Origin of the sequence: Sporolactobacillus shoreicorticis (assembly GCF_024125445.1) — a bacterium.
Lineage (GTDB): Bacteria > Bacillota > Bacilli > Bacillales > Sporolactobacillaceae > Sporolactobacillus > Sporolactobacillus shoreicorticis.
Map to the genome: position 1 here is coordinate 59172 of NZ_JAMXWM010000016.1, position 22673 is coordinate 81844.

24 protein-coding genes and 1 other annotated feature (1 of these 25 only partly in view) are annotated in these 22673 nt (G+C 42.3%); of the genes, 4 read left to right on the forward strand and 20 right to left on the reverse strand.

The annotated features are described in order from the left end of the window. Nucleotide 1: 1 nt before the first annotated feature. Together NIE88_RS13600 and NIE88_RS13605 are read right to left on the reverse strand one after the other, a co-directional pair. Nucleotides 2-877 carry an ABC transporter ATP-binding protein gene (locus tag NIE88_RS13600; RefSeq protein ID WP_253062872.1) on the reverse strand — a complete coding sequence of 292 codons (876 nt, stop codon included), beginning with the start codon at nt 875-877 and terminating at the stop codon, nt 2-4. A gap of 2 nt (nt 878-879) precedes the next feature. Beyond that, a complete protein-coding gene (locus tag NIE88_RS13605; RefSeq protein ID WP_253062874.1) occupies nt 880-1257 on the reverse strand; it encodes a GntR family transcriptional regulator in 378 nt (125 codons plus the stop codon). A 154-nt stretch (nt 1258-1411) separates the two neighbouring features. Between NIE88_RS13605 and NIE88_RS13610 the strand changes: the two genes are divergently transcribed. Continuing rightward, the gene (locus NIE88_RS13610) at nt 1412-2545 is read left to right on the forward strand and encodes a mechanosensitive ion channel family protein (protein ID WP_253062876.1); all 1134 of its coding nucleotides are present in this window, start codon (nt 1412-1414) and stop codon (nt 2543-2545) included. Between the two features lie 36 nt (nt 2546-2581). Here the strand turns inward: NIE88_RS13610 and NIE88_RS13615 are convergent, their stop codons facing one another. The 5 genes from NIE88_RS13615 to NIE88_RS13635 all read right to left on the reverse strand — a co-directional run bounded on the left by NIE88_RS13615 (nt 2582) and on the right by NIE88_RS13635 (nt 8191). Next, nucleotides 2582-3025 carry a hypothetical protein gene (locus NIE88_RS13615; protein WP_253062878.1) on the reverse strand — a complete coding sequence of 148 codons (444 nt, stop codon included), beginning with the start codon at nt 3023-3025 and terminating at the stop codon, nt 2582-2584. A gap of 180 nt (nt 3026-3205) precedes the next feature. Then, nucleotides 3206-3517 (reverse strand): hypothetical protein, encoded by a 312-nt coding sequence (locus NIE88_RS13620; protein WP_253062880.1) that lies wholly within the window; start codon nt 3515-3517, stop codon nt 3206-3208. A 172-nt stretch (nt 3518-3689) separates the two neighbouring features. Continuing rightward, the gene (locus tag NIE88_RS13625; protein ID WP_253062928.1) at nt 3690-5438 is read right to left on the reverse strand and encodes an ABC transporter ATP-binding protein; all 1749 of its coding nucleotides are present in this window, start codon (nt 5436-5438) and stop codon (nt 3690-3692) included. Nucleotides 5439-5479: 41 nt separating this feature from the next. After that, complete coding sequence (locus NIE88_RS13630) at nt 5480-7237, reverse strand: ABC transporter transmembrane domain-containing protein (RefSeq protein ID WP_253062882.1); 1758 nt, start codon at nt 7235-7237, stop codon at nt 5480-5482. 519 nt (nt 7238-7756) lie between these two features. Continuing rightward, entirely contained in the window at nt 7757-8191 is a 435-nt protein-coding gene (locus NIE88_RS13635) for an Hsp20/alpha crystallin family protein (RefSeq protein WP_253062884.1), read from the reverse strand. Between the two features lie 320 nt (nt 8192-8511). Here NIE88_RS13635 and NIE88_RS13640 point away from each other — a divergent pair, with 320 nt between their 5' ends. Beyond that, a complete protein-coding gene (locus tag NIE88_RS13640) occupies nt 8512-10614 on the forward strand; it encodes a DNA topoisomerase III (RefSeq protein ID WP_253062885.1) in 2103 nt (700 codons plus the stop codon). Nucleotides 10615-10660: 46 nt separating this feature from the next. Here the strand turns inward: NIE88_RS13640 and NIE88_RS13645 are convergent, their stop codons facing one another. The 3 genes from NIE88_RS13645 to NIE88_RS13655 all read right to left on the reverse strand — a co-directional run bounded on the left by NIE88_RS13645 (nt 10661) and on the right by NIE88_RS13655 (nt 12758). Next, the gene (locus NIE88_RS13645) at nt 10661-11359 is read right to left on the reverse strand and encodes an SGNH/GDSL hydrolase family protein (RefSeq protein ID WP_253062886.1); all 699 of its coding nucleotides are present in this window, start codon (nt 11357-11359) and stop codon (nt 10661-10663) included. Nucleotides 11360-11474: 115 nt separating this feature from the next. Beyond that, complete coding sequence (locus NIE88_RS13650; protein WP_253062887.1) at nt 11475-11963, reverse strand: threonine/serine exporter family protein; 489 nt, start codon at nt 11961-11963, stop codon at nt 11475-11477. A gap of 9 nt (nt 11964-11972) precedes the next feature. After that, on the reverse strand, nt 11973-12758 hold the full coding sequence (locus tag NIE88_RS13655) for a threonine/serine exporter family protein (protein ID WP_253062888.1): 786 nt from the start codon (nt 12756-12758) through the stop codon (nt 11973-11975). Nucleotides 12759-13061: 303 nt separating this feature from the next. Here NIE88_RS13655 and gpmA point away from each other — a divergent pair, with 303 nt between their 5' ends. Then, a complete protein-coding gene (gene gpmA, locus NIE88_RS13660; protein ID WP_253062889.1) occupies nt 13062-13805 on the forward strand; it encodes a 2,3-diphosphoglycerate-dependent phosphoglycerate mutase in 744 nt (247 codons plus the stop codon). 432 nt (nt 13806-14237) lie between these two features. Here the strand turns inward: gpmA and NIE88_RS13665 are convergent, their stop codons facing one another. The 5 genes from NIE88_RS13665 to NIE88_RS13685 are packed head-to-tail and all read right to left on the reverse strand — an operon-like array spanning nt 14238 to nt 17636. Continuing rightward, the gene (locus NIE88_RS13665; RefSeq protein WP_253062890.1) at nt 14238-14618 is read right to left on the reverse strand and encodes a heavy-metal-associated domain-containing protein; all 381 of its coding nucleotides are present in this window, start codon (nt 14616-14618) and stop codon (nt 14238-14240) included. 35 nt (nt 14619-14653) lie between these two features. Continuing rightward, nucleotides 14654-14878: a hypothetical protein gene (locus tag NIE88_RS13670; RefSeq protein WP_253062891.1), complete on the reverse strand. Its 225-nt coding sequence runs from the start codon at nt 14876-14878 to the stop codon at nt 14654-14656. Nucleotides 14879-14917: 39 nt separating this feature from the next. After that, the gene (gene feoB, locus NIE88_RS13675) at nt 14918-17050 is read right to left on the reverse strand and encodes a ferrous iron transport protein B (protein WP_253062892.1); all 2133 of its coding nucleotides are present in this window, start codon (nt 17048-17050) and stop codon (nt 14918-14920) included. Between the two features lie 50 nt (nt 17051-17100). After that, a complete protein-coding gene (locus NIE88_RS13680; RefSeq protein ID WP_253062894.1) occupies nt 17101-17322 on the reverse strand; it encodes a FeoA family protein in 222 nt (73 codons plus the stop codon). A gap of 23 nt (nt 17323-17345) precedes the next feature. Further along, the gene (locus NIE88_RS13685; protein WP_253062896.1) at nt 17346-17636 is read right to left on the reverse strand and encodes a FeoA family protein; all 291 of its coding nucleotides are present in this window, start codon (nt 17634-17636) and stop codon (nt 17346-17348) included. Between the two features lie 298 nt (nt 17637-17934). On the opposite strand from NIE88_RS13685, the gene NIE88_RS13690 reads away from it, so the two are divergent. Next, nucleotides 17935-18990, forward strand: coding sequence for an ATP-binding protein (locus NIE88_RS13690; protein WP_253062898.1), 1056 nt, complete (start codon nt 17935-17937; stop codon nt 18988-18990). 111 nt (nt 18991-19101) lie between these two features. Here the strand turns inward: NIE88_RS13690 and NIE88_RS13695 are convergent, their stop codons facing one another. The 5 genes from NIE88_RS13695 to NIE88_RS13715 all read right to left on the reverse strand — a co-directional run bounded on the left by NIE88_RS13695 (nt 19102) and on the right by NIE88_RS13715 (nt 22496). Then, entirely contained in the window at nt 19102-19392 is a 291-nt protein-coding gene (locus tag NIE88_RS13695) for a YxcD family protein (protein ID WP_253062900.1), read from the reverse strand. Next, nucleotides 19380-19811 carry a hypothetical protein gene (locus NIE88_RS13700; protein ID WP_253062902.1) on the reverse strand — a complete coding sequence of 144 codons (432 nt, stop codon included), beginning with the start codon at nt 19809-19811 and terminating at the stop codon, nt 19380-19382. The genes NIE88_RS13695 and NIE88_RS13700 overlap by 13 nt, the downstream gene beginning before the upstream one ends. A gap of 88 nt (nt 19812-19899) precedes the next feature. Then, nucleotides 19900-21090 carry a MalY/PatB family protein gene (locus NIE88_RS13705; protein WP_253062904.1) on the reverse strand — a complete coding sequence of 397 codons (1191 nt, stop codon included), beginning with the start codon at nt 21088-21090 and terminating at the stop codon, nt 19900-19902. Between the two features lie 12 nt (nt 21091-21102). Continuing rightward, nucleotides 21103-21468 carry a MerR family transcriptional regulator gene (locus tag NIE88_RS13710; protein WP_253062906.1) on the reverse strand — a complete coding sequence of 122 codons (366 nt, stop codon included), beginning with the start codon at nt 21466-21468 and terminating at the stop codon, nt 21103-21105. Between the two features lie 446 nt (nt 21469-21914). Continuing rightward, on the reverse strand, nt 21915-22496 hold the full coding sequence (locus NIE88_RS13715) for a thioredoxin family protein (RefSeq protein WP_253062908.1): 582 nt from the start codon (nt 22494-22496) through the stop codon (nt 21915-21917). A 125-nt stretch (nt 22497-22621) separates the two neighbouring features. Further along, nucleotides 22622-22673: a binding site (T-box leader), on the forward strand; it runs 168 nt beyond the window's last position.

A 22673-nucleotide genomic window follows, 5' to 3' on the forward strand; every position in this document is an offset into this window, starting at 1 on the left:
ATTAGTAAGCTGTCTCTGTCTTCTTTGATTTCACAAGATAATACATAATTTCCTCCAAATTCGGCCGTTCAATATGAAATGCTATTTTTTTGTCCAGTTTCTCGGTTTGGTCCGTAAACATAAATGCTTCAAAACCCAGCGATGTTTCCTTATAGACAATCGGATCAGCCTGCTTAATTGTTGTAATTAAACTTCTCGATCCCTTAACGATTCTGAACGTCTCGGAGAGCTCTTCTCTTTCCTTGCTGAACAGAATTTTTCCATCGAGTAAAAATGTAATGTAGTCCGCGATTTTCTCTAAATCAGTTGTAATATGCGTTGAGAAGAAGATCGCTTTGTTCTCATCCTGAATCACATCAAACAACACATCGAGCAACTCTCTTCTGAAGACAGGATCGAGTCCGGAGGTAGGCTCATCCATAATGATCAGTTCCGCGTGATGAGACAGTGCGACAGCAAGCGCAAATTTCATTTTTGTTCCCTTCGACAGGGTCTTCATTTTTTTATTCAGCGGCACTTGAAACTCTTTAACGTAGCGGTAAAAGAGCGTATCATCCCAGCGCTCATAAAAGGGAGCGATGACTTGTTTATTTTTCTCAGCAGTCAGTTCCTGAAAGAAGACATCTTGATCATAGACGAAGCCGATCTTTTGTTTTAACACCGTGTTGTCACCCGTATATTTTTGACCAAATAACCACACCTCACCGCTGTCAGGATGAATTAAATCCATCAGACAGCGAATCGTTGTGCTTTTGCCCGCACCGTTAGGACCGATAAAGCCCATGATAAACCCTCTTTTTAATGAAAAACTGATATCTTTCAACGCAAAACCTTTAAATGCTTTATTGACATGCCGCAATTCTAAAATCGTTTCCATGATCAGTTCCCCCTCGTATAAATCTTTTTTACTAAGTGAATGATTTGTTCAAGTGTCATATCGTACTGCTTGCCCTCCTCAATGATTTCGATCAACTTCGCTTGAATCTCTTTAATGTGCTGGTTCTTTAATTGCGTTTGGTCACGTGCCGAGACAAAGGAACCTTTACCCGGAACCGTATCAATAAACCCTTCATTCTCGAGCTCTTCATACGCCCTTTTCGTTGTAATGACACTGATTTTCAATTCTTTGGCCAATCCGCGGATCGACGGCAGCTTTTTTCCCTGCGGCAGTGCGCCGCTGAGAATCTGCGTGGCCATCTGCATTTTAATCTGCTGATAGATCGGTTGATCGGCCGTATTGAGTAAAATAATATCCATAAGCAGCACCCAAATCGTTTATACTGTATATATCCATTATACACAGTTGTGCGAATCTGGCAACTTTTGAAATGTAATTTCCTGATTTTGAATGAACGAAGCAGATGGATTCCATGCTATTATAGAAATAAAAATGATTTTCGGAGTGAATAAAGTGGAACAACTGAACTGGATTTTAAAAATCACGTGGCTGGACGGGCTCATTTCTATAGGAATTTTCGCTGTTTTTTTCTTGGTACGGGAGCTTTTTTCCAAATATTTTCTTAAACTCGTTTCCCGGCTTTCAAAGTTGAGCAAAACGCCGGTTGATGACGCATTGATCGGCGCCTTCCGAAAACCGGTCGCTTTTATCCTTCTCTTTGCAGGTATTTATTTGGCGCTTATGTATCTGCCGATGCCGCATCAGTGGAAATCCATTGCTACACTGCTTTTTAAATCATCTGCAATCTTCTCAATCGGTTGGGGCTTTTATATTTTTTCAGATGCAATTGGTATCTTCTTCCATCACATGGGTAATCGATACGATCTTCAGTTCAATACCATCGTCATACCATTTCTTGCAAAGATCATGAAATTCATTGTCGTTGTTTTCACAATTGTGATGATTCTTGATCAATGGAATTATCATGTGACCGGCCTCATCACCGGTCTTGGAATCGGCGGTCTCGCCATCGCGATGGCGGCCAAAGATACATTGAGCAATTTATTCGGAGGGTTTGTCATCATCACCGATGCTCCGTTCACGATCGGTGATTTAATCCACACAGGCTCAATCGAAGGATTTGTTGAGGATATTAATTTCAGATCGACCCGCATTCGAACCTTGGATCAGGCAATTGTCACGGTTCCAAATTCAACACTGGCCAATTCGCCGATTACCAATTTATCTAAAATGGACAAACGGCGCATATCATTCAATTTACCACTTGACCTTGAAACGACGAACGAACAGATGAAACGCTGCCTTGGACAAATCAGACAAATGCTGATGCATGATCCTGAGGTTTATGAAGAACGAAAGTTTATTTATCTTGATAAAATTACGTCAAGCAGCATGAATCTTCTGGTCGACTTTTACATTAAATCAATTGATGTTGGGGAATGGCTGAAGGAAAAAGAAAAGTATACTTATGCAGTATTAGAAATTCTGCAAAATGAAGGGGTAGAACTGGCAACTTCGCGTTCCTTAATGGTCATCCCTCCGCAACATAGTAATCAGGATCCTGCAGGCTCCAGCGATGAAAACAATCAATCGGATCTCGAGCAAAAATCGCGTTTGCGAGAATAATTAAGCTCAATCGATGTTTATTTTTTATCACATAATTCAATCGGACATCTTTTTTCTTTGAATAATCGGCGGTTTCGGTGTAATACGGTTCGATTTACCGGATATAACTGCAATACCGGCAATGACAAGAAAAATGCCGGCGGGAAGTCCTGCGCCGAAGAGAATAAGACTGTTTAAACTTCCTGCAATCAGAAAACATAGGCCTGGGATTGTCTCCCAGCCTTTTTTAATAAAAACAGATAATGCGACAGCTGAAATGGCGGAACATAATAAACCGGCAAAAAAGGCATGGACGCTGAATGTTTCCAGGCTGTAAAGAACACCTGCGGAAGTGATCCGATCCGTATTCAGACGCAAACCATTAATCATTCCACTGTCAAAATGCGCCGCGACATAGGAGCAAGCGCCAAAAATAAATTGAATCACAGTCAAAGCTATTCCTATTATACCGGCTGCACAAACGGAAATACGCCTAAACATTGTCCTCGCTCCTTGTATATCCGATTCAATTTCCTAGATTCAATAGTATGCTTGGCCTACACAGTTGATGCACGCACTTTCTTTTTGCATGCAAAAAGAACAGGACGCCCTCGGTTAGGTCCTGCTCTTTTTGATCAACAATTTATTTTTCAACACCGGAAGATTTGCTTTAACTTAGCTTTAGCCATGCCGGTACAGTCCGAGATTTTCGCGGGCATTCTTTTGAGCAGTCAGAATACTGTCCATAATTTTCTGCTGCAGTAGTTGTGCTTCCTCGCCTTCCAGTACGAGCAGAACCTCTTTCTTTTGCACAGACGAGAGATAGGTGATGGTTTGCGGTAATTTCTCGATCGGAAAAGTTGAGCCGTCGTTCGAAAAGTATGCTTTGCAACGAGATTTTCTGATAAATTCAAAAAGCCTGATCGCACGTTTTAAGGTCATGCCGCCACCTGGAGTAAGCGGAACTTTAATTGAAACAATCTGTTTTGCCACGGTTGGAAGTCACCCCTTAATCCATTTCTCCAGACACTTCTGCTACATCCATTATTATATGTCAACTCCCTGCACTTTCGAAAGAATAAACACACTTGAGTTCGGAAAAGAAAAAGAGAACCGATCGTAACGGCTCTCCTACAGTGAATCATTCATGAAAATTCGCTGCTTCTTATTGAGCAGATGATCTTTCCTCCGCACCTTTTCCGTGCTGTAATTGGTACATATTAAAGTACAACCCACCTTTCTGAAGCAGCTCTTGATGTGTTCCGCGTTCTACGATCTCGCCTCTATGGAGCACCAGAATTTGATCAGCGTCTTGAATGGTTGATAGACGGTGGGCAATAGCGATCGTCGTTCTGCCCTTCCGCATTTTTGATAAAGCCGTTTGAATGGCTTCCTCCGTCTCCGTATCGACACTCGCTGTCGCTTCATCCAATACAAGTATTTTCGGATTTTGTGCCATTGTTCGAGCGAAGGACAACAGTTGCCGCTGACCACTAGAGAAGGTCGCTCCACGTTCCCCAACCGGTTCATGATAGCGCTTCGGTAATTTTTTAATGAAGCTATCCGCCTGAACAAACTCGGCTGCCTTTCTTACCTGTTCGTCTGTGAGCTCTTCGTGGCTGAGTCGAATATTATCAGCTACATCGCCAACAAACATAAAGGAGTCTTGCAGAACCAAACCGATACGTTTTCGCAGCTCGTCATCAGAAAATGCGGTGAGCGGTTGTCCGTCAATGAAGATACCGCCTTGTTTGATCGGATAGAAACGCATGAGCAGATTAATGATCGAACTCTTTCCGCTTCCCGTATGGCCGACCAGTGCAACGGTTTCCCCCGGATTTGCTGTAAAAGATATATTCTTCAGAACCATATTCTTGCCATCGTAGGCGAATGTGACATGACGGAATTCCACTCGTCCTTCCCGCACTGCCGGATGCTTATTTTCCTGCTGAACAGGCGCCAGACGCTGATCATCAAGCAAACCGAAAACCCGTTCTGCGGAAACCATCGCCTGTTGAAAAATGGTCAGTTGCTGCATAATTTGGTTGATTGGATCAAAAAATCGATCAAGATAATTGATAAATGCATACAAAACACCGATTTTAACGACGTGATCGAATGACTGAATACCAAAAAAACTCAAGATCATCATTAAACCGATAAGATAAACTGAATAAACGGCCGATCGGAGCATAAGGCTGTTTAGGCTTACACTTTTTAGCATTGCTTTTTTATGATCGTTATTGATCTCTCCAAATTCGCGCCTTAACCGTTTCTGCTGCCTCATCGCCTGAATCATGGACATCCCCTGCAGTGATTCATTCAGTTTTGCGTTCAGCTGGCTGAGCTTCACGCGTGTGACTCTGTATATTTTCGAACTCAGCGTGCGGTACACCCACATCAGTGCCAGAAGAAAGGGCATGAGAATGAAGCAAATAAGCGCCAGACGAGCATCAAGGAAAAACATGCCTGCGAAAATACCGATCATCATAACCGTACTGTTGACAATTGTTGACAATACTGTGACATACAGATCCTTAATGGTTTCCGTATCATTTGTAATTCGAGACACAAGACTTCCGCCCGGTGTCTGGTCATAGAAACGCAGGCCCAGATGCTGCACTTTAGAAAATACCTCGACGCGCATGATTTGGATAATATTCAATGCGATCTTTTGAAACGAAATGACTTGGTAATAATTAAATAAAGCAGAAATCGTATACAAGCCGATGAATAAGAACCCAAGCAAAATCAGCGGCTGAACCGGAAATACGCGCGGCGTCAGATAGTTATCGATAAAAATTTTCATCACAATCGGTCCGAGAACATCCGCACCGGTAGCAATCAATAACACAATGAAGGCAATAATTACTTTTTTCTTAAAATAGCGAAGATAAGACAGCAGACGTCTCATGACATGATGTTCTGAGAGCTGCGCTGAATTCTGTTCCTCGTTCACGCCTTTGCGCCTCCTTCCGAAACAAGTGACTCAAGCTGTTGATGCGCGTACATCTCTGCGTACCAACCTTCCTTTTGAATAAGTTCTTCATGCGTCCCTCGCTCGATAATTTGGCCTTCACCAAGGACGATGATGAGATCAGCATGCTCAACTGCACTTAAACGATGTGCAGATATCAGCGTTGTTTTATTCCTCCGTTCATGTTTGAGTGCATGAAGTATGGAAACTTCAGTACGCGCATCAACTGCAGAAAGCGAATCATCGAAAATCAACAGTTCGGGATCGGCAAGCAGCGCGCGAGCAATTGAAATACGCTGTTTCTGCCCCCCTGACAACGTCACGCCTCGTTCACCGACAACTGTCGCATAGCCTTCTTTAAAATGGAGGATATCCTCATGAATGCTCGCCAGCTTGGCCACGCGTTCAATTTCTTCTTGTGACGCATCTGGTTTGGCAAACGCGATATTTTCCGCAATGGTCGCTGAAAACAAAATATGATCCTGCGGCACATAACCGATCGCGCTTCTCAGCGCGTCAAGCGTAACTGCCTGAATTGCTGTGCCGCCAATACTGATTTGACCATCCTGAATATCAAATTCACGAAGCAGCAAACGCAGCAATGTAGTTTTTCCGGCACCGGTTTTCCCCACAACACCTAATGTTTGACCCTGTTCAACCTTGAAATGGATATCATTCAGCGCATCCGAATCGCTTCCCGGATAGCGAAAACTCCGAATGGAAAAATCAACCGCTCCGCTCGGCACCTGATCGGATGCCCCTTCCTGATCGGTAATTTCCGGCTTTATTGCTAAAAGCCGTCGAATTCGATCGTAGGAAGCACTGCCCCGCTCAACAATATTAAAAAGAAAACCAAATGCAAGCATAGGCCACACCAGTTGGCCGAGATAGAGCGTAAAACTTGTTAATCCGCCAAGTGTTATTGACCCGCCGACCACATAGACCGATCCGAAAATGAGCGCGAGAAAATAACAAAAGGCAACGATGAACGTTATGGTTGGATCAAACAACGAATCGATTTTTGCGACCGCGATATTTTTATCGACCACATCTCGAGACGCTTTACGAAACATATCGATCTGCGCATCTTCTTCACCAAACGCTTTAATCACCCGAACACCCGATATGTTTTCCTGCACTTTATCGTTGAGATCGGAAAAAGCGGCTTGCGCCTTCCCGAAGCGTTTATGCAGCAGTGATCCGTAATACATGGTGAGTATGACCATAATCGGCATCGGCAGCAGCGTAATTAAGGTCAGTTTCCAACTGATAAACACGGACATGGTTACGATCACCATGCCGCCTAATGTGATCGAATCAAACAAAGTGAGAATGCCCTCACCCGCAGCGCCTTGAACTGCATTTATATCATTTGTCGCGTGCGCCATTAAGTCGCCGATTCGCCTTTTTTGAAAAAAATTAGGCGACAGCTTTGTGAAGTGTTTATAGAGATCATTTCTTAACTGATTGGCTAAAATAATCGATGAACCAAAGATTAATTGGCGCCAAACATAGCCTGTAAAATAATAAATAATGCCAATGATGATCAGGAATACAATCCATTTTCCTAAAATGAGCGGTGTTAAACTTCTTGTCCTGATATCGTCAACTAAAATGCCGACGACGTAAGGTGGAATCATCGATAAAAAGCTTGAAAAAACGAGGAAGATGACACCAAAAGAATATTTCAAGCGTTCTTGCTTGAAAAACCACCATAAATCAATAAAAATACGCACCGGACAACCCCCTTGTCAAACATCCCTCTCTATTAAGACACAAAAAAGCCGCAGGAGAATAGAATACCCTTCTCCTGCAGCTTCATAGACAAAAACCGTAAACTCAATCGGTTAATAAGTCAATGGTGCCTTGGAAAAGAGGCAAGTGTCACTAAATCAGCAACAAAATATACAAATGAAAACTTTGCTTCATTTACCATCTTCTGTGTGTTCTTCATGACGCTCACCTCCATTCCTATTAAAATCAATGTAGCAATTATATAATTATTTCCAAATGAAGTAAACCCTGCTCGTAAAGAAATTTCTGGAACAATACTGCGAAACAGTGATCATTGCTTGATGAATCAGTTACACACTCTTATGCATTAAAAAAAAATAAACCGCATACAAATCATTTATTTATGTAAAAAAGAGGGCGTCTCTGAGACGCCCTCTTTAATTTTACACGTTTTAATTGCTCAACTGTTTACATCTGATTTAATCATCTGTTCTATCTTTTAAGCTTGAACTTTCATTTCATTAGTTTATTGTAATTTCCTTATGATCATGCTTGCTGTTTTCTTTCTTCGGCAATGTGATCTCAAGAACTCCGTCCTTAAACGCAGCCTTAATTTCGTCTTCTTTAACGCCGTCAAACATGAAATGACGTGTATAAGAACCGGACGCACGCTCTTTTCGGATGAAGCTGCCATCCTTAGCTTTTTCAGTGGTTTGCTGATCACGCGTTGCCTCAACAGTCAGCACGCCGCGGTCAAAATCAAGATGAATATTCTCTTTGCTGAACCCCGGCAAATCCAGTTTCACACTGTATGCATCGTCACGTTCTTGTACATCTGCCGCGAATGTCTGCAATCCGCCGTTATGAAAGAAGTTGTGCCCCCATTCATCAAACCAGGAAGGCAGGAAATCAAAGAATCCGTCGCGGTCTTTTTTTGTTGGATAAAGATTTGCCATAATTAATTCCTCCTCATTTTTAATTTAAGGCTGTCCAAAAGTCGCATCTGCTTTTTCACGTTACGTTGACACTTGATGCCTCATAACCATGAAATTACATGACTGATCGCTCCTTTTAAACATGTTTGATTTTTAATTACGGGGTTTGAACTCATCTCTTCTAACCCTTACAACACTATTATAGCCATTTGGTCAGTAAAGGTCAAATTGTTTTTGATCTTTTTTGACCTTTTTTCCTGTGCCTGAAATTATGCGTGTATTCCGTTATAATAAGCTGTATTGGTAAAATTGTGTTTTATTTAAAGAAAGGAATTCTGTATATGTCAAAATCACTTGTTTTAGCCGAAAAACCAAGCGTTGCCCGTGAAATTGCGCGGGTTCTCGACTGCCGGAAGACGAACCGCAGCTTCATTGAAGGAGAGCGCTATATTGTTACCTGGGCACTCGGACACCTTATCGAATTAAAAATGCCTGAAGAGTACGATCATAAATACAAAACCTGGCGGCTTGAAGATCTGCCCATCATCCCAAAACAGATGGAAACGAAACCGATTAAACAAACGCGCGCACAATTTCAAGCAATTGCCAAGCTGGCCAAGCGATCCGATCTCAGTGAATTGATTATCGCAACTGATGCAGGGCGTGAGGGCGAACTCGTCGCACGTTGGATTCTTGAGAAAATCAATTGGCGCAAACCGGTCAAAAGATTATGGATTTCCTCGCAAACCGACAAAGCGATACGCAACGGTTTCAACCAACTGAAACCTTCGGAAGCTTATGACAACCTGTTTCAATCCGCCGTGTGCCGCTCAGAAGCAGACTGGCTGATCGGGCTCAACATTTCACGGGCGCTTACGACAAAATATAATGACTCGCTCTCTGCCGGGCGGGTTCAGACTCCAACGCTTGCCATGATTTTAGAACGCGAACAAACCATTCAATCGTTCCAGCCCAAGCCGTACTGGACGCTATCCATTGATCTCAATGGCGCCACCGCTTCTTGGAAACATGGGAACCAATCACACATCATAACGAAGGACCATGCTGTTGCTTTGAAGAATAAAGTATCCGGTCATGATGCCATTGTTCGCAGTCTTGACATTAAAGAAAAGCAAGAAAGACAGCCGCTTCCCTACGATTTAACCGAATTACAGCGTGATGCGAATCGAAAGCTGGGATTCTCAGCAAAAAAAACGTTGAACATTCTGCAGAATCTTTATGAGCGTTATAAAATCGTTACCTATCCGCGTACGGATTCGCGTTATCTCACTAAAGATATTGCTGCAACGATGCCTGAGAGGCTGCGTGCAATTTCTTCCGCCTATGGCGATGAAACACGTCCAATTTTACACAAGCAAAAGGGCAAAGTAAAAGCTGCATTTGTATACAACGATTCAAAGGTCAGCGACCATCATGCCCTGATTCCAACGGAAGAACCGGTCTCTATTCATGATTTGTCCGATGATGAGCATCATCTGTACGATTTAATCATCCAAAGATTCTTAACCCTTTTTTATCCTGAGTATAAATTTCAGAGCTTGCGCGCGGAATTAGAAGTCAATGGTGAAACGTTTATCTTGAAAGAAACAAGAGAAATTGATCCGGGTTTTAAACAATTGAACGGGTCATTCGGCAAACAAATGAATCGACAGCGGCTTAATGTGACAAAAGGGCAGGAACTGCCGATAAGCCGGGTTATGCTTGATGAGAAAATGACAGAGCCTCCTGCCCGTTTCTCAGAGGCTGACTTACTGACAAAAATGGAGACATTTGGTTTGGGAACACCGGCTACCCGAGCGGATATTATCGAAAAATTACTGCTCGCTGAATCTGTAGAGCGCGTGAATGGCCGTTTGCGTCCTACCGGAAAGGGCAAACAGCTGATTGAACTTGTAAACAAGGATCTGAAATCTCCGGAGCTTACATCAGACTGGGAACAGCAATTAGAAGATATTGAAAAAGGAAGCGGAAATGCGAATCAATTTATGACAAAAATTCGCCAGCGCACCTTAGAAATGGTGAGCGAAGTTAAAAACAGCCAGCAAGACTATAGAATTCATAATTTAACCGGTTCTAAATGTCCGGAGTGCGGCTCGTCGATGAAAGAGGTTCGTGACCGTGATGGCGGGCGAGTCCTCGTCTGCATTAACCGCGTCTGTGGATTTCGAAAGCGGAGAGATCCGAAGTTATCAAATAAGCGCTGTCCGACCTGCCATAAAAAGATGGAAATGCACAAAGGAAAAGCGGGATTGTACTTCCAGTGCCGTACATGCGGAATTATTGAAAAAGCAGATCAAATGAAGAAAAAAGCAGACAAAAGAGAAACTCGCCGCCTGCTTAATAAACTAAATAACAGCAATGAATCGGTCGGGAACAGTCTGGCCGACGCATTAAAAGCAGCACTGAAAGAAAAAAAAGAGTAAGAGAGAAGCCCATGAGCTTCTCTCTTACTCTTTTTTAATATTCATGTCATAACGCATGCATTTTCATGACACTTTTTTTGAGCTCAGGTACATAGCCTGCTACAATCTCGGCGAACGCTTTATATCCCTGAGCCGTCGGATGCAAGCCATCTTCATTAATCAGCTCACTTAAATCACCTTTTCGTTTAAAAGCGGAACGAACATCAATGAGCGTTGTTCCGCTTTTTTTGCAAAATTCTTTGAGTGCGCGGTTGTACATACCGTGCCAGTGCTCAATGCCTCCACACATACCGATCCAATGGCCGATCGAGTGGCTGTAATGAGTCATCAGCGACTGATAATACCTAGCCGGATCAAGCGGCAGCAGACTTAAGATCACAGGAAGGGCGCCTGCCGCTGAGATACGATCAATCATCAGCTTGATGTTCGACAAATAGCGATCAATCGGAACAATCGGTACATGTTCCGAATCCGGAAGCTTTGCCACCTGGTCCCAAGAAAAATTGCAATCATTTCCGCCCACATTGATGAGTACAAGATCCGGATGCTCCTCAAGTACATCATGATCAAGTCTTTGTACCATAAGATCTGAGTTATCGTTAAAAACACCCTTATTGATGACCTCGTCCTCTTCTCCAAGGAAACGTTGCAGCAATGCAGGATAGTTTTCGCGAATAATTTTAAATCTTCCGCGTACAAAAGTAATTCCTCGTGTCACACTATCTCCAAAACAGATCAATTTCATAACCGCTCACCTCTCAAAATAACCGGATGAACATTATTCTTTCATTCGGTCTGTTCCATTTGCACTTATACTAACAAATTGTCTCATTAATTTACAGTTTATTTCGAGAAATGTTTCACTTTTTTGAAAGAAAAAGACCGGCGGTTATTTTTCTTGAAGCTCGATGCTTTATTTTTTCGAAAATCTGATAAAACACTTCTGCAAAAATGAGTCCCATAGCAATAGCTCCGGACAAAACGAATACTTTTTCAGCAAAATAAATGGCAACATCATAATTGTTATCCACTGCACGACTCATTACCGAATAAGAAAGTCCCCCGGGAACAAGCGGAATAATTCCTGATACACTGTATAGAATGACAGGATTCTTGCATAATCGTGCAAAAATCTGACTCATGAGTGCGATAACAAGCGATGCAGCAAAAGTAGCAATAAAATCGTTACCGCTAAAGTGAAACAGAAAGAAATAGATCAGCCAAGCGATCATTCCAATCAGCCCACCGTGAATCAGCGGTTTAAATGGACTATTAAAAATAATCCCAAACGCGCATGTGGCAAGATAACTCGTGATTGATTGTATGGTAATAACAAGAAATAAGTGCATGAAATCACCTCAACCGAGCACAATTGCAGCTGTCACGCCAATGCCAATAGCAAAGGCCGTCAGACCCGCTTCCGCACTCTTCGATAATCCGGCAACTAGGTCGCCGGCCATGATATCCCTCACAGCATTTGTAATCGGTACTCCTGGAACGAGCGGCATCACGGCGCCAATAATAATTTTATTCATTTCGACACCAATACCCAGCTTCACACTGACTAATGCAACCATTCCAATGAAAATCGACGACATGAATTCAGAAAAAAATTTGACCTTTGCAAGCTTATGAAGATAAATCATTCCGGCCTGACCGGCACCGCCTGCGATAAATGCCGGAAGAAAATCTTGCCATTTCCCCAAGAACATGAGCAAAAAACAACTGCTGGCAATCGCGGCCGCAAGAATCTGCAAGCTGTTCGAATAGGCGACTGTAGAACGATCGATCTGTAGCAAATCGCGGTGCAGATCCTTCAGACTGACTTCGCCATGAGCAACCCTTCTTGATAAAGTGTTTACCTGCGTGACCTTGCGCAGATTGGTTCCTCGATTCCTGATTCGCACAAGCTGCGTCACATCATGATCTTCGATGGAAAAGATAATCCCGGTCGGTGTCACAAAGCTCTGAGCGTCATGCACAGAAAAGCTGTTTGCGATTCGATTCATCGTATCCTCAACCCGATATGTTTCCGCCCCGTTCTGCAGCAGAATTTTCCCCGTTAACACGCAAACCGCCGCCACTTCATGCAAAAATCCTTCCTTGCTGTCCTTCCTCTTATATGACCCTAAGAAACCATTCATTTTTCACGTCTTCTCTCTCTCTTTTTTTGAGTATGATCATTATAATATGAGCATTGGCTGATAACAATACTTTCACATTGTTTTAAAAGATGAAAATGTCAAAGATAAAAAAGCATGGTATAATTAATTGATGTAAAAATCACTGTTTCGTCATTCTATGCCGCTTGACGCAAGTGATTTGAGTAAAATGGCTTCATCACGTCGATACTTTTAATGCATGACGCCCATGCATACAATGTGACTAACTATCGGGTGTGCATTAATTATCGAATTGTGCAAATTTGAGAGGAGTGTTTCACACTAATGATCAAACTCGTATTGATCAGGCACGGTCAGAGTGCTTGGAACCTTGAAAACCGTTTTACTGGTTGGACTGACGTAGACCTTACGGAAAAAGGGGAACAAGAAGCAACAGAAGCAGGAGAAATTCTGAAGAAAAACGGCTACACATTTGACCAAGCCTATACTTCTGTGCTCACAAGAGCAAACCACACCTTGTGGAATGTGCTTCACGCGCTCAATCTTACTTGGATTCCTGTCGAACATTCATGGCGTCTGAACGAACGTCATTATGGCGCGCTTCAAGGACTGAACAAAGCAAAAACTGCTGAAAAATACGGCGCTGAACAGGTACATATCTGGAGACGTTCCGCTGATATTAAGCCACCGGCTCTTGAAAAAGATGATGAGCGTTTTGTTGCACAGCTGAACGATCCGAGATATGCTGATCTTCCTGAATCGGAACAACCGCTGACGGAAGATCTTCTGGACACGGTTGATCGTGTACTTGTTTATTGGAACAATGAAATTGCTCCGAAAATCAAGGAAGGCAAAAAAATAATTATCGCTGCTCATGGCAACTCTCTGCGTGCGCTTGTTAAGCACCTTGACAGCGTCGATGCGGACACAATCGTTGGTCTGAACATTCCTACAGGTACACCACTTGTTTATGAATTAGATGACGATCTGAAGCCGCTCAATCGCTACTACCTGACTGCTGAGGGCCCTAGCGATAAAGAAGTACTTCCCTCTGCAGAAACAAAATAATTTCATTTGAAAAACACTCCATGCGGAGTGTTTTTTTTTACAATCAGGGAGTATATGATTTTACAGCAAAGCACATAGAATCTGAACCAAACGCACAGGTAGCGGATTGCCCGTAGTCGCACCCAGTTAATACAAGCAAACGCAAAATAAAAAAAGCCCTTGAAAACTCAAGGGATCAATTATGGATTGATTACGTTAAAAACTTGATTCCTTGATCGTGATGGGCAATCCGATCAATACAGGAATTTAACACATCCATATAAAATAACTGGGTAACCATGCAAGGTGCAAAGTATTATGATGGGCATTTAACAACTCATAACAAAATTATTGTAAACCCTTTCTTCAAAAATGTAAAGGCTAACATTTCATTTACATGCACGTTTTCATTTAGTCAAAATGAGACGCTTTTTCGTTGTTTTTATTTAAAATTCACTTGTACGGTGAGCCATTATCTATAACTCTCATAACCGTATAACCGGCAGCCGAAACGGTTCGTCGCAGCTCGTCTGCCGGCAGCGGATGCCGCATATGGACCGTAGCCAGCCGTTTATCCAAACTGGCCTTTGCCAAGACACCATCCAGAGTATTGAGCGCATTTTCAATGTGAATCACACAATTCTGGCAAGTCATCCCATCAATCTGCAAAGTCTTTACATACGGATAGTGGGCTGCATTCCGATCATGAACCTTTATTTTCTTTACAGGCACATCACCGGATCCGCAGCAACCCGACCGCATTTTTTTCCTTGTGCTGCGTAAAGCAAATCCAGCCAGTATGATGAGAAATGCAACAATAAGAAACGTCGCCATTTAATCAGATCCTTCCACCGTGTTTCTAATACGGATTACTTGCGAATCATTGCACGCAATTCAGTGGTTGTCGGTTTTCGAATCGATGCAGTCGTAATGGAACACGGCTTGTGTCGCGCATTTTGTTTGAGATTTTCAATAGGACATGATCCACTCAACCCGCAGTCCGTGCACACATTTTTATTTCTCTTTACATAACGAATCGCCAAAAAATACATTGAACCGATCATTAAAAGAACAAGAAGTGTCGACAGGTTCACAATCAAGCCTCCCATCATTACTAAGTTCACATAAATGGCTCAAGCGTGTGCCCCGGTACTGCGCAGCTTAATGTCAGTTGACCGCGGAGCAGGCCGCAAAAGCATATAGAGTACAAACGCCACAATGATTAAGGCAAGAATCGAACCAAACCCAAAACTCTTACCAAGGAAGAACACGCTGCCTAATTGATAGGTGACGAAGGCAATACTATAGCCGAGCAGAGTTTGATAGCCCAAGGCAATAAATGTCCATTTAATACCGCCCATCTCTCTGCTCGTTGCCCCGATCGCAGCAAAGCAAGGTGGATTAAAGAGATTGAACAGCATGAAAGATAAAGCACTGACACCTGTAAACATTGAACCGACACCGGCAATGAGTGCTTGGGTATTCGATTCATCAGAAACGCCACTTAAAACTGCCAAAGTGCCGATTGCATTTTCTTTCGCCACCAGCGCACTGATTGTCGCCACCGCACCTTTCCAAGTACCGAAGCCTAGCGGGGCAAAGAACCAACTGATCAATTGACCAAGTGTAGCGAGAATGCTCTGATCAATATCATCAACCATGCGCATATTCCACCCAAATGAGGAGAGGAACCAGATTAACCCGCAGGCAATGAAAATGATTGTTCCTGCCTTGAAAATAAAATGTTTTCCCCGTTCCCACATATGAATGACAACGCCCTTAGGCGACGGCAAGCGGTAGGATGGAAGCTCCATAACGAACGGTGCAGGATCACCGGCAAACAGTCTTGTTTTCTTCAGGATGATCCCGGAAACAGCAATCATCGTCAATCCTAGAAAATACATTGCCGGTGCGATCCAAGTAGAGCCGGGAAAAAATGTTGTTACAATCATCGTAATGATCGTTAACTTTGCACCACACGGAATGAATGTAGTGAGCATAATCGTCATTTTTCTATCCTTCTCATTTTCAATTGTCCGTGTTGCCATAATACCCGGAACACCGCAGCCGGAACTGATCAGAATTGGAATAAACGACTTTCCTGATAGACCGAAACGTCGGAAAATTCGGTCCATTATAAAGGCAACACGCGCCATATAACCGGAATCCTCCAAAATGGAAAGAAAGAAAAAGAGAATCAGCATCTGCGGCACAAAGCCAAGCACTGTACCGACACCTCCGATAATGCCGTCAACAATTAATCCGTTCAGCCAGTCAGCTGTCCCGATTACTTTTAGAAAATGATTTGCACCTTCTGTAATCCACCCACCAAATAAGGTATCATTTGTCCAATCAGTCACAATTGTTCCAAGTGTCGTTACCGAAATATAATAGACGAGCCATATAATACCTGCAAAAATAGGTAGTGAAAGAAAGCGATTTGTGACGATCCGGTCAATCTTGTCAGAAGCTGTCAATTTCCTGCCTTTTTTATGTAATGTATCTTCAAGTATGCTCGCAATATAATCATAGCGCTCATTCGTAATTATCGACTCACTGTCATCCTCAAAATTCTTTTCGGCCTGACTTACGATCGTATCCAGCTTTGCCCGTAATTCTTCGGACAGAATGGCTCCTGCCAGAACCTTTTCATCACGTTCAAAGAATTTTACGGCATACCAGCGCAAACGTTCCGGTTCAAAATGTTCCTTTACAAGTGATGAAATTGATGCAATGGATACTTCAACTTCTTTGCTGAATATTTGTTTTGCAGGATTGACTGTCTCGGCGGCCAAATCAATAGCTTTTTCCGCAGCTGCCATAGACCCTGTTCCTTTAACCGCTGATGTTTCAATTACAGGACATCCAAGTTCATCTGCGAGTTTTTTCACATTTATTTTATCGCCCGACTTTTTTACCACATCAATCATATTCAAAGCGATGACTGTTGGAATGCCTAATTCAACAACTTGAGTTGTCAGGTACAAATTGCGTTCCAGATTTGTACCGTCAACCAGATTAATGATCGCATCCGGACGTTCGTGAATCAGGTAATTACGACTGACCACTTCCTCAAGAGTATAGGGTGAAAGTGAATAAATTCCTGGAAGATCGGTAATAATCACATCTTTATGACCTTTAAGACGGCCTTCTTTCTTCTCAACTGTTACCCCAGGCCAATTGCCGACATATTGACTGCTGCCGGTTAAATCATTAAACATCGTAGTCTTACCGCAGTTCGGGTTACCGACTAAAGCAATTTTCATTGTCACTGTCCTCCCCAAGTTCAAATTTTACTATCGATAAACGCTTTTAATTAGATAAGTTCAATATTCTCAGCCTCAACCTTACGAATGGATAGTTCATAACCACGTACTTGAATTTCAATCGGATCGCCGAGTGGTGCAATTTTTCGAACAAAAAGTTCCGTCCCTTTTGTAATTCCCATATCCATAATTCGCCTTTTCAGTGCGCCTCCTCCATGGATTTTGGCTACAGATACGGTTGCACCGGGTTGTATTTCTTTTAATGTTTTCATGGCCACAGATCCTCCTCCAATGATTAAACAGTCATGACACGTCTGGCCATCGTTTTGCTGACTGCCAGTCTTGTGCCTTTTATTGATACAATGACATTGCCGTCCATTTCGGCAATGATCGTAACCTCTGTATTCTCCACAAATCCAAGGTTGCCAAGAAGCCGACGCGTTTCATCTTTACCGCAAACACAAGACACATGTACCCGTTCCCCCGTGTGAACCATGCTTAGTGGTATCGCAGGAGTGCATTGAGTTTTAGAACCCATCCGATGACAGCTCGTTTCATTAAGTAATGATAGGTTCGTATTTTTCATAACTATTCTCCTTCCATCAAGCAACAATTGGGATTAATAGCGAAGAATGAACATCCAAACTTCTTTGATAATGATAATTGTTTTCAATTAAATTTTAATGGAATTAGCGTTGTTTCACAATCCTCAATTGTGAACTTATCGTGACACCTGCCTAAATCAGAACATACATTCTCTTTTTCGACTTTTCATATTATTTTTCAACAATATAAAACTAAAATAAGAAATATTTACTAAAAATGCCTCATATATATTTACAAATAGTTTTGTTCAACCTATCATTTTCTTAGGAGGCATAGGTATGTCTAGTAACAGCAATTCTACTGAATTAGATTTTAAAAAAATGATTGATCTCGTTATGGACGCCATCCTGATCCTTGGCGGAGACGAAATTGTTTATTCAAATCGAGCGGCTAATCGCTTACTCTCTTTTGATGAACATACTTCGCTGTCCGGCCTTTCTATTGGCATGTTTCTTGATCCTTCGGATATGCCCATAATACACGCCTCGCTGAATAAGATCTGCTGCCGCCAAAGCGATATGGAGTCCGTCCAGCTTTCCATACATTCGAGTAGTAATGTCCAAATTCCCGCGGAAATAACTCTTCTTCATTTTTCGGATCAGGACCAATCTCTCGTTCAGTTAACCATTCGTGACATCAGCACCCGCAAAATAGCTGAGGAAAGTATGATTCAATCTGAAAAGCTCTCAGTTATCGGGGAATTGTCTGCAGGAATTCTCCATGAAATTAGAAATCCGCTCACTTCAATTAAAGGCTTTTTGCAATTGATGCAAACCACTGAACAGCTCAATCAAGACTACCTTGATATTATTATGCGCGAGATTGAACAAATCGAAAAAATCACAAGTGAACTGTTATATTTTACGAAGCCGAGAAGTGAGCGTTTTGCCCAAGTTGATCTTTCAAACATTGCTCATGAAACGCTGCAACTATTCGAATCGCAGGCGATGAATCTCAGAATTCAAATGGTTCTTGATACGGGAGACTGCTCTCATTTTATTTTTGGTGATAAGACCCAACTAAAACAAGTTTTCGTTAACCTTATTAAAAACGCTCTTGAAGCCATTCATCGTGACGGCACGATTACAATCCGTTTAACTTCCGTTGACCAATACGAAAAAGTCCTGATACAGGACACCGGTTCGGGAATCCCGCAGCACATTTTCAATAACTTGGGAAAATCGTTTTTTACAACAAAGGCGTCGGGTACCGGACTCGGATTGATGGTTACGTACACAATTGTAAAAAATCACAAAGGATCTGTGAACGTTACGAGCAAGGAGCACAGCGGCACAACGTTTCATCTGCGCTTTCCAAAAGTGACGGCGGACTGACTCTTAATCAGTCTTCAGTTTTTTGAAATGTTCTCTTTATCTATATAAGTTAAAAACTCCCTTAGACCTGCTGAATGGAGCAGTCCGGGAGTTTTTTTCCACAATTAAATCTTAACTTTGATAATGCGCAATAATTCCAGCTTCTTCATCAAGCGCCAATCGAAGCGATCCGTATGGGTTTTCTTTTAATTCGGTTTCAATCCAAAAGCGAAGCGCTTCAATAATGTTTGCCTCAATCAGAATCTGCTTGCGATTTCCAACGTAAGCTTCAGCTGAAAACCCATAGTCATCATCGTAGAGAAGCTCAATTTGAATTTCTTGCGGCGCAACGCCTTTTTTATCTGCTAAATGGATACATAGTGCATTGACAATATCTTGTTCGGAAATGCTCATCGTTTCCACGGATTGGAATCCTCAGGCTTTTTCCGTCGTGAAAAACTCGTGATAATATATCGGATGAGTGAAATGACGACAAGGATCGCAATCAAATTGATCAGAAAGCCGGCCATCATTCCAAATCCACCGAGATGTGAGAACAAACTGCCGAATAATAAACCGGACAGTCCTCCGAAGATCATTCCACGCATAAAGCTTCCACCAGTAAAATTTCTTGCTGAAGTTCCTGTACGTGTATTTTGACTGCGACTACGATTGCTCTTAAAAAATGAAGTCGTACCCGTACCTCGATTCGATTGAAAACTCTTAACTCCGGATCGATAACCTTTCGCGCTCACCAGTTGATCGGAACTATGAAAAACAAAATCTCCGGCGGGCGTGAAAATAAGCGCTAATGCAAGAAATGCAGCCATAATCTTCTTCATCGAATGTATCAATTCCTCCTATACTTTATGTATATTATTAATACGTTTCTATTTTGTAAAAAGTTTCATATGCAAGTCAAGACCGGACTTATAAGTGATGCTGAAAAGCAGACTGCAACTGATTCATTGCTTCTTTAAGCAAGCTTTGCGGACATGCAAGATTAATTCGAACAAATCCTTCTCCATCCGTACCGAACGCATACCCCTGATTAAGTGCGAGACCCGCTTCTTTGATTAGGAACTGTTGCAACCGCAGTTTATCCCATCCCAGTTTTCGGCAGTCAATCCAACCAAGATAGGTTCCTTCAATTGGTGTCATTTTTAGATCCGGCAAGTTCTTTTTTAAGAAATTGGTAACAAAATTAGCATTCTTTTTAATATAAGTGAGACATTGATCGAGCCAGCTTTCACCAAATCGATAAGCAGCTTCGGCAGCTGTCACTCCTAATGTATTAGGCTCGCCTAAACCGAACCGCCGCACCTGTTTTAAGTACTTCCTTCTAAGAGAAGAATTTGGAATGATAATATTTGATATTTGCAGGCCTGCAAGATTAAAGGTTTTGCTTGGTGCGGTACAAATGATTGAATGATCACTTGCTTCCTCAGAAATCAGTGCGTATGGCGTATGATGATGACCTTCAAACACGAGATCATGATGAATTTCGTCGGCAACCACAAGAACATCATATTTATTCGCAAGTTCCGCTACTTTCGCTAATTCTCTCTTGGTCCAAACTCTTCCAACCGGATTATGCGGCGAGCACAGGATCATAAGGCTGACCTTTGAGTTGGAAAGCTTATGCTCTAAATCAACAAAATCCATGCGATATACGCCATTGTCATTGATTAACGGATTCGTAACTAACTCCCGATTTTGATTCAGCGCCGACTTAGCGAACGGCGGATAAACCGGAGATTGTATCAGCACTTTGTCCCCTTCGCATGTAAATCCGTCGACAATAAGATTTAACGCCGTAACAACTCCCGGGCTGTGGCATATCCATTCTTTCTTAATTGCCCACTGATGACGGTGTGCCATCCATTGCTTCACAATTTGGTAATAGTCTTCTGAAGCGGAGGTGTAGCCGTAAATAGCATGCTGAATTCGATTAGAAAGTGCTTCCGTAATTTCAGCCGGCACCTGAAAATCCATATCTGCCACCCATAAAGGAATGAGATGCTCACCGCCGAAAAGCCGATCTGCCTCGTCCCATTTGATCGAAGCGGTCCCGTTTCGATCAGTCACTTGATCAAAATCATAATTTTGTACGATGACCATGCACATCCCTTCTTATTTCTCAACAATTAATGATTGGAGTTCTCCGCTCAGTAATCGAAGCTGCTCAAGCTGAGTATGAATTCTGATTTCTTCATTCATTAGCCTGGCTTCCTGATCTTCAAGTGCTTTCGTTACATCCCGGATCAACTCTTGCGAACCGCAACCATTCTTTTTTTTCATTTCAAAGACATTTTGAATGACTTTCAGAGACAGTCCCAAGCACTGCATTTCTTTGATGGCCATAAAATCATCTAAATTTTTTTGATTATACGCTTTATATCGATTGGACGTGTCCGGTTGTAGTAGTGCCAGTTCCTCATAATAACGAACGGTATCCTTCGTTGTTTTACATCGTTTGACAAATTCTCCGATTTTCACGTGATTCCTCCTTCGATCCGCTTGACGTGGGGTTAACCCCATCGTTTTTAATAACCCTATTAAGGTAATAAAGGGGGCATTCTAATGATCGCGAGTTTCTCTTTATTTTTTTACTCACTCTCGTGTCTTATTGCAGGAGGTATTTATTTTATAAGAAAGAGGCGCTGCTTCATAATCAGCATCTTTATCGCTGTACACTTTGCGAGCCTCATTCTTTCATTTTATCTTTTTATGTATCACACGGCCATACTGCAGTCAATTATTATTCTTCTCCTCTGCCTGATAACAAGACTCGCCAATGGTTATTTTATTTTTCATCATGTACGACTGGTGCATCTTGCCACAACCGCATTGCTATTTATTAGCATTGTCATTTTACAATCAATATAAAGGCTGATTAAAAAAAAAGCCTTTCCTCAGCTGTCGACCCGAGGAAGGACATTCTACTATACTAAATCACAAGCTTCGCCCGGCATCCAATGCGCATCTTGACCGTTCCACTTGACGTTGCATCCGATCGGATTAGTCAGCGGTATCGTCACTGATTTCTCATCAGTGAGCTCGCTCAGTGCACGATCCAAGTCGTTAACCGTCGCCTTCTCCGGCTGTCTCGGATTATCAAGCTCGCGTCCTGTATAAACCAGTTTCCGCTCTTGATCAAAAACGAAGAAATGAGGTGTTCTCAAGGCGCCATATGCGCGCGCTGCATCTTGCGATTGATCACGCAAATAAACCCACGGAAATTTTTCTTCATTCATCTGTTCAACCATATATTTAAAGGAATCTTTTGGATGCGTTTCTTCACTGTTTGAATTAATGGCGACGAACCGAACTCCTTTATTCTGATAATGTTCCGCAACTTTTCTCGTGGTTTCGTTTGAACCAAGAACAAAGGGACAATGATTGCATGTAAAGAACACGACAAGGATACGCGCCTCTGCAAAATGATCTAAATCATATGTTTTTCCGTCGGTCGCCGGCAATGAAAACTCGGGTGCTTTTTCACCAATCTGCAATGTAAATGCCACAGCAAAAACCTCCTTATTTGAACTCTTTTTATTGTACCATCATGATTTTTATAGGGAAAAGTATTTGCTTGAAGGTCTATCCTCTTGACTTCTATTCAATAGCTGAATATAATGATATCAATTATAAAACGGCGTTGACGGGGATTAGTAAACAATGAAAAATGCGCAAGAGAATGG

Coding starts and splice junctions, on each gene's coding strand:
- NIE88_RS13600 (WP_253062872.1), bottom strand. CDS start 877: ATGGAAACGATTTTAGAATTGCGGCATGTCAATAAAGCATTTAAAGGT.
- NIE88_RS13605 (WP_253062874.1), bottom strand. CDS start 1,257: ATGGATATTATTTTACTCAATACGGCCGATCAACCGATCTATCAGCAG.
- NIE88_RS13615 (WP_253062878.1), bottom strand. CDS start 3,025: ATGTTTAGGCGTATTTCCGTTTGTGCAGCCGGTATAATAGGAATAGCT.
- NIE88_RS13625 (WP_253062928.1), bottom strand. CDS start 5,438: ATGAGACGTCTGCTGTCTTATCTTCGCTATTTTAAGAAAAAAGTAATT.
- NIE88_RS13635 (WP_253062884.1), bottom strand. CDS start 8,191: ATGGCAAATCTTTATCCAACAAAAAAAGACCGCGACGGATTCTTTGAT.
- NIE88_RS13640 (WP_253062885.1), top strand. CDS start 8,512: ATGTCAAAATCACTTGTTTTAGCCGAAAAACCAAGCGTTGCCCGTGAA.
- NIE88_RS13645 (WP_253062886.1), bottom strand. CDS start 11,359: ATGAAATTGATCTGTTTTGGAGATAGTGTGACACGAGGAATTACTTTT.
- NIE88_RS13650 (WP_253062887.1), bottom strand. CDS start 11,963: ATGCACTTATTTCTTGTTATTACCATACAATCAATCACGAGTTATCTT.
- NIE88_RS13655 (WP_253062888.1), bottom strand. CDS start 12,758: ATGAATGGTTTCTTAGGGTCATATAAGAGGAAGGACAGCAAGGAAGGA.
- gpmA (WP_253062889.1), top strand. CDS start 13,062: ATGATCAAACTCGTATTGATCAGGCACGGTCAGAGTGCTTGGAACCTT.
- NIE88_RS13665 (WP_253062890.1), bottom strand. CDS start 14,618: ATGGCGACGTTTCTTATTGTTGCATTTCTCATCATACTGGCTGGATTT.
- feoB (WP_253062892.1), bottom strand. CDS start 17,050: ATGAAAATTGCTTTAGTCGGTAACCCGAACTGCGGTAAGACTACGATG.
- NIE88_RS13680 (WP_253062894.1), bottom strand. CDS start 17,322: ATGAAAACATTAAAAGAAATACAACCCGGTGCAACCGTATCTGTAGCC.
- NIE88_RS13685 (WP_253062896.1), bottom strand. CDS start 17,636: ATGAAAAATACGAACCTATCATTACTTAATGAAACGAGCTGTCATCGG.
- NIE88_RS13690 (WP_253062898.1), top strand. CDS start 17,935: ATGTCTAGTAACAGCAATTCTACTGAATTAGATTTTAAAAAAATGATT.
- NIE88_RS13700 (WP_253062902.1), bottom strand. CDS start 19,811: ATGAAGAAGATTATGGCTGCATTTCTTGCATTAGCGCTTATTTTCACG.
- NIE88_RS13705 (WP_253062904.1), bottom strand. CDS start 21,090: ATGGTCATCGTACAAAATTATGATTTTGATCAAGTGACTGATCGAAAC.